Origin of the sequence: Rathayibacter sp. AY1E6 (assembly GCF_002931115.1) — a bacterium.
Classification (GTDB): Bacteria; Actinomycetota; Actinomycetes; order Actinomycetales; family Microbacteriaceae; genus Rathayibacter.
Genome location: NZ_PSVK01000036.1, coordinates 1 through 10,685, shown reverse-complemented (window position 1 = coordinate 10,685; position 10,685 = coordinate 1). Strand labels below are relative to the sequence as shown.

Sequence of the window (10,685 nt, the reverse complement as noted above, 5' to 3'; positions counted from 1 at the left end):
CGATACGCCGCTGCGCGGCTCCTCGACCAGCAGGTCTGGCGCCATCCGCGCGGCTAGGCTGACCCCCGCAAGCAGAGGAGACCGCGGATGCCCGACCACGCGACGCGCGGCAACAACCTCGACCGCGTCCGGCGGCACAACCTCTCGGCGATCCTCCGCCTCGTGCACCGCGGCGGCCCCCGCTCCCGCTCGCAGCTGACCCGCCTGACCGGCCTCAACCGCTCCACGATCGCGGCGCTGGTCGGCGAGCTGGTGGAGCTCGGCATCGTGCGCGAGCGCGAGCCCGCCACGCCGAACCAGGTCGGCCGGCCGAGCCCCGTCGTCGAGGCCGATCCCGGAGTCGTCGCGCTCGCCGTGAACCCCGAGATCGACGCCGTCACGGTCGCCGTGGTCGGGGTCGACGCCGTCGTCCGCCGCCGCATCCGCCGCTCCGCCTCCGTCCCCACCGCCGAGGCCGCCGCCCGTCTGGCGGCCGAGGCGGTCGCCGAGCTGCTCGCCGAGCTGCCCGAGGAGACGCGGACCGTCGGCATCGGTGTCGCCGTGCCCGGCCTCGTCCGCGACGCCGACGGCCTCGTCCGGGTCGGCCCGCACCTCGGCTGGGACGACGAGCCCTTCTCCCGCATGCTCGCGGACGCGACCGGACTGCCCGTCCTCTCGGCGAACGACGCCAACCTCGGTGCGCTCGCCGAGAGCGTCCTCGGCGCCGGCCGCGACGTCTCGCACCTCGTCTACCTCAACGGCGGCGCGAGCGGAGTGGGCGCCGGCGTCATCGTCGGCGGCGCGCCTCTGCACGGCATCGACGGCTACGCGGGGGAGATCGGCCACACCCTCGTCAACAGCGCGGGCATCGACTGCCACTGCGGCGCCGTCGGCTGCCTCGAGACCGAGGTCGGCCGCGCCGAGCTGCTCACCGTGCTCGGCCTCGACGAGAGCGAGCGGCTGGAGGAGGCGCTCGCCGCCTCCGAGGACCCGGCCGTCCGCGCCGAGGTCGAGCGCCAGCTCGGGCACCTCGCGGTCGCCCTGCGCAACGTGATCAACGTGTTCAACCCGCAGCTCGTGGTGCTGGGCGGCTTCCTCGGGGCGCTGATCGGAGTCGCGCCGGGGTTCCTGGAGGAGCGCCTGGGCCGCGGCGGCCCCTTCCGGGTCGCACTCGACTCCGTGCGCATCGTGCGGACCGAGCTCGGCGCCGATCTGCTCATGCTGGGCGCCGCCGAGCTCGCCTTCGAGCGCCTGCTCGCCGACCCGCTCGGCACTCCGCTCCACCCGGTCTGACCCGACGGCGGGCCGAGGGGTGGCGCCCCTGTCCGACACGTGATCGAATTGATTCGACCGAGCGGCGTGGAGCCGACGAGGTCCGCTCCCGCGCCGAGGACGACACCGGCCGCACCCCTCCCTCCCACCCCGCTGCGCCCTGCGCAGGAAGGCACTCCGTGTCCACTCCCGCCTCGACTCCGACCGCCTCCCTCCCGGTGCACCGCCACCCGGGCGACGCCCTGACGGCCCGCCAGCGCCTCGTCTACGTGATCGTCCTCGGCTCGCTGACCGCCCTCGGGCCGTTCACGATCGACCTCTACCTGCCGGCGTTCCCCGCGCTGCAGAGCGAGCTGAACGTGTCGGAGGCGGCGGTCCAGCTGACCCTCACCGGCACGACCCTCGGCTCCGCACTCGGCCAGCTGGTCGTGGGCCCCTGGAGCGACGCGGTCGGCCGGCGCCTGCCGATCCTCTTGGCCACCTCTCTGCACGTGCTGGCCTGCGTCGGCGCGGCGCTCGCCCCCGAGATCGTCACCCTCGGCGTCTTCCGCTTCCTGATGGGAGCCGGCGCGGCGGCGGGCGGCGTGGTCGCGATGGCGATGGTCCGCGACCTCTTCGGCGGACGCCCGCTGGTGCGGATGCTGTCCCGGCTCGCCCTGGTGTCGGGCCTCGCGCCCGTGCTCGCGCCGGTCATCGGCTCGCAGCTGCTGCTGATCATGGACTCGCGCGGGATCTTCGTCTTCCTCGCCGCCTACGGCGTGCTGGTCGTCGCGGCCGTCGGCCTGCTCGTCGTCGAGACCCGGCCCCGCGCCGCCCGACACGAGCGCGAGCACCGCTCGCTCGTGCAGCGCTACCGGGCCGTCCTCAGCGACCGCGTGTTCCTCGGAGTGGCGGTGATCGGGGGCATGACCTTCGCCGGCCTGTTCACCTACCTCTCCAGCTCCTCGTTCCTGTTCCAGGGCCTCTACGGATTCGACGCGCAGCAGTACGGGCTGCTCTTCGCCGTGAACTCGCTCGGCGTCGTCCTCGGCGTGCAGGCGTCCTCCTACCTCAGCCGGAGGATCGGGCCGCAGTGGATCCTCGCGATCACGACGCTGACGCTGTTCACCTCCGCCGGCCTGATCGCCCTCTTCGACGTGCTCGGGCTGGGGCTCTGGGGCACGCTCGTCCCGCTGTGGTTCTTCATCGCGTCGTGCGGCTTCAGCTTCCCGTGCGTGCAGGTCCTCGGCCTGGTCAACCACGGCCGGGAGGCGGGGACGGCCGCGTCGCTGCTCGGAGCGGTCAACTTCGGCACCGCCGGACTGCTGTCGCCGATATCAGGGGTCTTCGGCGCCGGCTCGGCCGTGCCGATGGCCGTGGTGATGATGGCGACGGCGACCGTGTCGATCCTGGCGCTCTGGCTGATCGTCCGGCCGAGGAGCGTCCCGGCGCTGCAGGACTGAGCGCTCGGCTCCGGGCCCCGGCGGTCCGGCACGCCCCGCTCCTGCAGCTCCTCCCGGGTGTTCGGGCCCTCGCTGGATCCGCTCCCGAGCGCCGCTGCTACAGTCCCCTCCCATGTCCTCCCGCGACTCCTCCGCCCTGCTCGCCGAGCTCTCCGACCCCGACCGCGACGTCCGCCTCCGTGCGGCGATGACCCTGGGCGAGCTCGCCGAGCCCGCCACCGCCGAGCCCCTCGCGGCGCACCTGTGGGAGGAGCCGGACTTCTTCGTCCGCGACGTGCTCACCTGGTCGCTCGGCCGCCTCGGCTCCGCCGCCGTCCCCGTCGCCCGCGAGGCGCTCGGCCGCGAGCCCCGGGTGCGCACGCAGGCGCTGCACGTGCTCAGCAAGATCCTCGACCCGGCGACGCTCGACGACATCGCCCCGCTGGCCGCCGACTCCGAGCCCGCCGTCGCCGCGAAGGCCCGCTTCGCGCTGGGCCGCCTCGGCGACGCGCGCGCGCTGCCGGTCCTGCTCGGCCTGCTCGGCGACGACGACGCGGAGGCGCAGAATGTGCTCACCGACGTCCTCGCCTCCTTCGGCGCCGCGGCCGTCCCCGGTCTGGAGCAGGCCCTCCGCGAGGGGTCCGCGCCGGTCCGGCGTCACGCCGCCGCCGCGCTCGGCTACCTGGGCGACGACGCGCGTCCTGCCGTCGACGCGCTGGACGGGGCCGCCGGCAGCGACGACTCCGCGCTCGCGGTCTCGGCCGTGATGGCGCTCGGCTCGATCACCGGTCCCGACGCGGCCGCCGCCCTCGAGCGGGCCTCCGCCTCGGACGACTCCCGCGTGAGCGCCGTCGCCGCGCGGCTCCTCGTCCGCTCCTCCGAGCCGACCCGGCTCGACGCCCTCCGCGCCGCCCGCCTGGCCCGCGCGGCCGGCTGAGCCGCGCCGCGAGACCCCCGCGGGGGAAGGCCGGGCATCCGCACGGCCGGTCGAACCGTGCCACCAACCCGGCGCACGGACGCCGGGCTTCCGAACGGTCGGCCGAGCCGTCCCGCAACCCCCAGCGGGGGAACGCCGGGTGACGGCATCATGTCCGAATGGATCATCGCGACGACCGCCTGTCGACCGAGCCCGGAACCGCGCGCCCCGACGCCGTCCAGCGCGCGCGGATGCGCGAGCAGGTGCCGTCCGACGACGTCGCCGCCCGGCTGCTGACGAAGGAGGCGGCCCACCGGGTCTCCCACCGCTGGCCGCTGATCTCCGCGTCGCTCGCGATCCTGCTCACGGTGCTCCTCGCCGTGCTGATCGCCTTCCGCCCCACCTCGGCCTTCCGCTTCGACGTGGAGTGGATGGACGAGATCGTCGAGCACCGCTCGCCGGTCTGGGACATCCCGGCCCTCGTCATGAACACGGTCGGAGCGGGGCTCGTCGGGACGACGCTCATCCCGCTCGGCATCGTCGCCGTGCTGCTGGTGTTCCGCAGGCGGTGGGCCGCGCTCTACTACGCGATCGCCGCGCTGGTCAGCGTGGGCGCCACCCAGCTCGTCAAGGAGCTGGTGGGACGCGCCCGCCCGGCCGACATGCTCGTCACCAGCGACTACGGCTCCTTCCCGTCCGGCCACACCGCCAACGCGGCGACGACGGCGATGGTGCTGGCCCTGGTGTTCCCGCTGCTGTGGGTCTGGATCGCGGGCTTCCTCTACACCGTGGCGATGATGGCGAGCCGCACCTACCTCGGCGCCCACTGGCTGAGCGACACCGTCGGCGGCCTGCTGCTCGGGATCGGCGTGGCGCTCGTGGTCTGGGCTCCGCTCGCCGGCCGCCTGCGCACCGAGGCCGAGCTCCCGCACCCGCCGATCTGGATCCGCCGCACCACCTGACCGGCATAGCGCTCCCTGCGAGGGCTTCGAGGCCCCGAGGATCGGCGCCCGAGGAGCGCGGAGGCTCGCCGATCAGCCGAAGGCGGCGAGGGAGTCGAGCTCGTTGAAGGTGTAGACGTGCAGGCCCGCGAGGCGGTCGCCCGCCGCCGCTTCCAGGCGCGCGACGAACGCGGACGGGTCGAAGCGGCGTCCGCGGAGGAGCCCGCCGGCCACCGAGGTGCTCCGCCTCAGGAAGCCGAGCGAGGAGCCCACTCCGATCCGCGCGCCCAGCGTCAGCAGCCGCGAGCGCTCGACCGGCCCCGGCACGCCCGCCCACAGATCGGCCGTGATCCCCGTCTCGCGGAGCCGGTCGGCGTAGCGGACCACCGCGTCGACGTCGAAGCACATCTGCGTGACGATCGAGCGGATGAACGGAGCGCGCTCGCGCAGGTGCCGCTCGATGCTCTCGTCGGAGAGGTGCGGGTGGCCCTCGGGATAGCCTGCGATGTCCATGGCCAGCCCGGGTGAGATCTCGCGGGCGTCGCGGATGAGCTCGAGGCTCGTGGAGTATGTGCCGGCCGCCGAGGACGCGTCGCCCGAGATCACGAACGCCTCGTCGATCCCCGCCTCGCCCATCCGCTCGAGGACCCGCTCGAGTGCGGCGCGGCCCTCGACGTTCCGCGCCGCCAGGTGGGGCACCACGCGGAACCCGCGCCCGGCCAGCGCGACCGCGCAGTCCACGGTCCGCCCGGTCCCGTGCTTCGGCAGGCTCGTCACGGTCAGCGTCACCGCGGAGGGGTCCGGGAACGCCCGCGCGGCGCGCTCGCCGATGTCGTCGGCCGGGATGATCTCGAAGCGCGCGCGGGTCATCGGCCCAGCCTGCCACGCGGAGCCGGAGCGGTGCGGGTGGTGGCCGCAGCCGCACGAGTGTCGGAGGGGCGCCCTAGCCTGGAGCCGATCGCCGCCCGGTGGTCGCGGAAGGAGTCGCGTGTACCTGGAGTCCGGCCGCGTGGTCACGAGCCCCACCGACCTGTCGAACTGGGCGGCCTGCGAGTGGGCGGTCCTCCGCCGGTTCGACGCCCTGCTGGGCCGCGCCCCGCGCCTCGAGGCCGAGAGGGACGGGATGCTCGAGCGCACCGCGGTGCTCGGCGACGAGCATGAGCACCGCTTCCTCGCCGAGCTGAAGCGCACGCACGAGGTGCTCGAGTTCGAGCGCCCCGAGCCCGCCGGCTACCCCGCGGCGGCCGAGGCGGCCGTCGAGGCGATGCGCGCCGGGGTCGACGTGCTCTACCAGGCCACCTTCTTCGACGGCGAGTTCCTGGGCTTCTCGGACTTCCTCCTCCGCACCGCCGACGGCGCCTACGAGGTCTACGACACCAAGCTCGCCCGTCACGCGAAGATCCCGGCGCTGCTGCAGCTCGCCGCCTACGCCGAGCAGATGCAGGCCCGCGGCATCCGCGTGGGGGAGCAGGTGCACCTCGTGCTCGGCGACGGCTCCGTCACCAGCCACGAGCTGGCCGTCGTCGCCCCGGTCCAGCGCGTGCAGCGCGCCCGGCTCCGCGCCGTGCTCGCCGAGCGCCTCGCCGCCGACGAGCCGCTGGCGTGGGGCGATCCGCGCTACCCCTCCTGCGGACGCTGCTCGGTCTGCGCGCCCGAGGTCCAGGCGCACCGCGATCCGATCCTCGTCGCCGGGATGCGGCTCGACCAGCGGGCGAAGCTCACGGCGGCCGGCGTCCTCACCCTCGACGCCCTCGCCGAGCACGACGGCCCCGTCCCCGGGCTGAGCGCGGGCACGCTCGAGGGCCTGCGCGCCCAGGCGCGGCTGCAGCTGCGGTCGGAGTCCTCGCCGGTGCCGGCCGTCGAGGTGATCGACGCCTCCGTGCTCGCCGGGCTGCCCGCGCCCGACCCGGGCGACCTCTTCTTCGACTTCGAGGGCGATCCGCTCTACACCGAGGACAACCGCGAATGGGGCCTCGACTACCTCTTCGGCATGGTCGACGACCAGGAGCGCTTCACCGCGCTCTGGGCGCACGACCTCGCGGCCGAGCGCAGGGCGCTCCTCGACTTCCTCGCGCTCCTGCGGGCGCGCCGGGCCGAGCACCCCCGGATGCACGTCTACCACTACGCCTCCTACGAGCGGAGCCACCTCCTCTCGCTCGCGCTCCGCCACGGGGTCGGCGAGGAGGAGGTCGACGCGCTCCTGCGCGACGGCGTCCTGGTCGACCTGTACCCGGTGGTGCGGCGGGCGCTCCGCGTGGGCTCGCGCAGCTACTCGCTCAAGAAGCTGGAGCCGCTCTACATGGGCGAGGAGGAGCGGGACGCGTCCGGCGTCACGAACGCCGCCGACAGCATCGAGATGTACGTGGAGGCGCGCGCCGCACAGAGGGCCGATCCTGTCGAGGGGCAGCGCGGGCTCGACCTCGTCGCCGAGTACAACGCCTACGACTGCCGCTCCACGCTCCGCCTGCGCGACTGGCTCCTGGAGCTCGCTCCGCCGCGCGAGGAGCTGCCGCCGCTGCTCGAGGTCGAGATCCCCGTGCCCCGCGAGCCGCACCCGGTCGCGGTCGCCCTGCTGGCGCAGGTCGAGGGGATCGAGCCGCGGGAGCGCACCGCCGACCAGACCGCGCTCGCCCTCGCCGGCGCGGCGATCGACTACCACCGCCGCGAGGCCAAGACCTTCTGGCAGGAGCACTTCGACCGCCTCCGGCAGCCGCTGGACGAGTGGGCGGACACCCGCGACGTCGTGATGATCGACCGGGTCGAGGTCGTCCGCGACTGGGCGAAGCTCCCGCGCGCCCGCACGCAGTCGCGCGAGCTGCGGATCCTCGGCCGGCTCGCTCCCGGCAGTCGGCTCGGCACCGGCTCGTCGCCGTACCTGGTCTACGAGGCCCCGGCGCCCCCTGGTGCGCCCTCGCCCGGTCCCGGTCTGCGCGGCGCCTCCGAGCGCTCCGAGATCCTCGCGGTCGACGACGACGGGGAGCGGATCGTCCTGCTCCTCAAGGAGGGCCTGAAGGCGGGGGAGGATCCGCACGACGACGCTCCGGTCGCCCTCGCCCCCGCGCCGCCGCCGCGCGCCGCGCCCCAGCCCGAGGCGATCGCGGAGTGGGGCGGCGAGGTCCTCGACGCGCTGCCCGCGATGCTGGCCGACCCGGCGCTCGACGTCCTCCGCCGCGTGCCGCCGGGAGCCGTCGCTCCGGTGCAGGGCGACGACGTGATCGGCGCGGTCGTCACCACTCTGCTCGGACTCGACCGGGCGACCCTCGCGGTGCAGGGTCCGCCCGGCACCGGGAAGACCTACGTCGGCTCCCACGTGATCGCACGGCTGGTGAACGAGCACGGCTGGCGCATCGGCGTGGTCGGCCAATCGCACTCGGTGGTCGAGAACGTGCTGAGCGCCGTCGTCGGCCGCGGCGTCGATCCCTCCCGCGTGGCGAAGGTGCCCAAGAACGGCACGCCGCCCGAGGCGCTCGAGGCGGCGCCCTGGGCGCCGGTGAAGAACGCGGCGGCACTCACCGCGGTCCTCGAGGAGGGCGGCGGCTGCGTCATCGGCGGCACCGCCTGGACCTTCGCGAACCCGGTCACCGTGCCGCGCCGCTCGCTCGACCTCCTGGTGGTCGACGAGGCCGGGCAGTTCTCGCTCGCCCCGACGATCGCGTCGGCCGTCTCCGCCCAGCGGCTGCTCCTGCTCGGCGATCCGCAGCAGCTGCCCCAGGTGAGCCAGGGCGCGCACCCGGAGCCGGTCGACGAGTCGGCGCTCGGCTGGCTCGCCGACGGGCACGACGTCCTCCCGCCCGAGTACGGCTACTTCCTCGCGCAGACCCACCGGATGCACCCGGCGCTCTCCGACGCCGTCTCCGAGCTGTCCTACGAGGGCGCGCTGCGGTCGCGGGCGCCGCAGGTGCGCCACCTGGAGGGGGTCGAGCCGGGCGTGCACTCCGTCCCGGTCGAGCACGCGGGCGACACCACCTCCTCGCCGGACGAGGCGAGGCGCGTCGTCGAGATCGCCCTCTCCCTCGTCGGCCGCGCCTGGACCGACGAGCACGGCGAGCGGACGCTGACCGCGGCCGACGTCATCGTCGTCGCGCCCTACAACGCCCAGGGCGGGCTCCTCCGCACCGCCCTCGACGCCGCGGGCCTCGAGGAGACGCCGGTCGGCACTGTCGACCTCTTCCAGGGCAGGGAGGCGGTGGTCGCCATCGTGTCGCTCGCCGCGTCCTCCGGGGCCGACGTCCCGCGCGGAATGGAGTTCCTCCTCCTGCCCAACCGCCTGAACGTCGCGGTCTCGCGCGCGAAGTGGGCGGCGTACCTGGTGCACTCGCCGGCGCTCGCCGCCTCGCTCCCGACCTCGCTGACCGGCCTCGGGCACCTCTCCGGCTTCCTCCGCCTGCTCGAGCAGGGGGAGCGGGCCGCCCCGTGACGGATCCGGTGGCCGGAAGGCGCGCTCCGCTCCGATTCCGTCGGTGCTCGGCATGGTGGACGACGCGATCCGTCGCTACGGTGTCCCCATGAGAATCCTCCTGGTCGGCGCCGGCGGCGTCGGCGACGCCTTCGCGAAGATCGCCGCGCGCCGCTCCTTCTTCGAGCAGATCATCGTCTGCGACTACGACCTCGCCCGGGCCGAGCGCACGGTCGCGTGGATCGCGGAGCGGCACGGTGCCGACGACCGCTTCGTCGCCGCGCGGATCGACGCCTCCGACGCCGAGAACGTCGAGACCGTCGCCCGCGCGCACGGGGCGACCCACGTGATGAACGCCGTCGAGCCGCGCTTCGTCCCGACGATCTTCGCCGGAGCGCTCGCCGCCGAGGCCGACTACCTCGACATGGCGATGAGCCTCTCGCTCCCGCACCCCGAGCGGCCCCACGAGCTGACGGGGCTCAAGCTCGGCGACGAGCAGTTCGCCGCGGCGGAGGAGTGGTCCTCCCGCGGCCGCCTCGCCCTGGTGGGCATGGGCGTGGAGCCGGGACTCTCCGACGTCTTCGCCCGCTACGCCTCCGACCACCTCTTCGACGAGATCGACGAGCTCGGAGTGCGCGACGGCGCGAACCTCGTCGTGCACGACGCGGACGGCCGCGAGATCTTCGCTCCGTCCTTCTCCATCTGGACCACGATCGAGGAGTGCTTGAACCCGCCGGTGGTGTTCGAGCGCGACCGCGGCTGGTACACCACCGCCCCCTTCTCGGAGCCGGAGGTGTTCGAGTTCCCCGAGGGCATCGGCCCGGTCGAGTGCGTGAACGTCGAGCACGAGGAGGTGCTGCTGATGCCGCGCTGGCTCGACGCGAAGAAGGTCACCTTCAAGTACGGCCTCGGCGAGCAGTTCATCGGCGTCCTGCGCACCCTCCACCTCCTCGGCCTCGACAGCACCGAGCCCCTGCGGGTCCGCTCGGCCGGCGGTCCCGTCGAGGTCTCGCCGCGCGACGTCGTCGCCGCCGCCCTGCCCGACCCCGCCGGCATCGGCCCGCGGATGACCGGCAGGACCTGCGCCGGCCTCTTCGTCTCCGGCACGAAGGACGGCGCCCACCGCGAGGTGTACCTCTACCACGTGAGCGACAACGAGTGGACGATGGCCGAGTACGGCACCCAGTGCGTGGTCTGGCAGACGGCGCTCAACCCGGTGGTCGCGCTCGAGCTCCTCGCGACCGGCGTGTGGACCGGCGCCGGAGTGCTCGGGCCGGAGGCGTTCAGCGCCGACCCGTTCCTCGAGCTGATGGCCCGCCCCGAGGCCGACGGCGGGTACGGACAGTCCTGGCACGTCCGCGAGGACTGACCGGCGCCGCCGACCTAGGCTGAGCCCATGAGTGACGACGACGGGCTCGCCTCGGCGAGGGACGAGGCGCGCGCGGCCCTGGAGGCCGCCCGCCGACTGCAGGCGGAGGCCGCCGAGGCCCTGGCGCGAGCGGAGGCGGCGGCCGCGGCGCTGAACGCGGCGGCCGGCCCGGAGGAGGCGGAGGCCGTCGCGGACGACGTGCGGCTGGTGGCGGCGTCGGGGAGCGGAGCGGAGCAGTCCGCTGCTCCCGTTGCCCCGGACGCCGTCGCTCCGGACGCCGTCGCTTCCGGTCCGATCGCTCCGGATGCAGATGCTCCGCCCGCCAGTCCTGGCCGATGCCGCGGGTGCGGGCGAGCAGCGCGTCGGTCGCCGTGCCCGGAGTGGCGAGGCC

General features: G+C 74.6%; 7 protein-coding genes and 1 pseudogene. 7 read left to right on the top strand and 1 reads right to left on the bottom strand.

Annotation, left to right across the window (positions count from 1 at the left end; all coding sequences use genetic code 11):
* The first annotated feature begins 87 nt into the window (after nucleotides 1-87).
* The 4 genes from C5C46_RS16280 to C5C46_RS16265 all read left to right on the top strand — a co-directional run bounded on the left by C5C46_RS16280 (nucleotide 88) and on the right by C5C46_RS16265 (nucleotide 4,550).
* Nucleotides 88-1,272 carry an ROK family transcriptional regulator gene (locus tag C5C46_RS16280; protein ID WP_104227455.1) on the top strand — a complete coding sequence of 395 codons (1,185 nt, stop codon included), beginning with the start codon at nucleotides 88-90 and terminating at the stop codon, nucleotides 1,270-1,272.
* A 158-nt stretch (nucleotides 1,273-1,430) separates the two neighbouring features.
* Complete coding sequence (locus C5C46_RS16275) at nucleotides 1,431-2,693, top strand: multidrug effflux MFS transporter (RefSeq protein WP_104227454.1); 1,263 nt, start codon at nucleotides 1,431-1,433, stop codon at nucleotides 2,691-2,693.
* Between the two features lie 112 nt (nucleotides 2,694-2,805).
* Nucleotides 2,806-3,609: a HEAT repeat domain-containing protein gene (locus C5C46_RS16270; protein WP_104227453.1), complete on the top strand. Its 804-nt coding sequence runs from the start codon at nucleotides 2,806-2,808 to the stop codon at nucleotides 3,607-3,609.
* Between the two features lie 158 nt (nucleotides 3,610-3,767).
* Nucleotides 3,768-4,550: a phosphatase PAP2 family protein gene (locus tag C5C46_RS16265; protein ID WP_258059555.1), complete on the top strand. Its 783-nt coding sequence runs from the start codon at nucleotides 3,768-3,770 to the stop codon at nucleotides 4,548-4,550.
* Nucleotides 4,551-4,622: 72 nt separating this feature from the next.
* Here the strand turns inward: C5C46_RS16265 and C5C46_RS16260 are convergent, their stop codons facing one another.
* The gene (locus tag C5C46_RS16260; protein ID WP_104227452.1) at nucleotides 4,623-5,399 is read right to left on the bottom strand and encodes a methylenetetrahydrofolate reductase; all 777 of its coding nucleotides are present in this window, start codon (nucleotides 5,397-5,399) and stop codon (nucleotides 4,623-4,625) included.
* A gap of 118 nt (nucleotides 5,400-5,517) precedes the next feature.
* Here C5C46_RS16260 and C5C46_RS16255 point away from each other — a divergent pair, with 118 nt between their 5' ends.
* From C5C46_RS16255 to C5C46_RS17150, 3 genes and pseudogenes are all read left to right on the top strand, one after another.
* A complete protein-coding gene (locus tag C5C46_RS16255; RefSeq protein WP_104227451.1) occupies nucleotides 5,518-8,946 on the top strand; it encodes a bifunctional RecB family nuclease/DEAD/DEAH box helicase in 3,429 nt (1,142 codons plus the stop codon).
* Nucleotides 8,947-9,034: 88 nt separating this feature from the next.
* A complete protein-coding gene (locus tag C5C46_RS16250; RefSeq protein WP_104227456.1) occupies nucleotides 9,035-10,294 on the top strand; it encodes a saccharopine dehydrogenase family protein in 1,260 nt (419 codons plus the stop codon).
* A 27-nt stretch (nucleotides 10,295-10,321) separates the two neighbouring features.
* Nucleotides 10,322-10,685 (top strand): annotated as a pseudogene (locus C5C46_RS17150) (hypothetical protein); the annotation flags it as partial.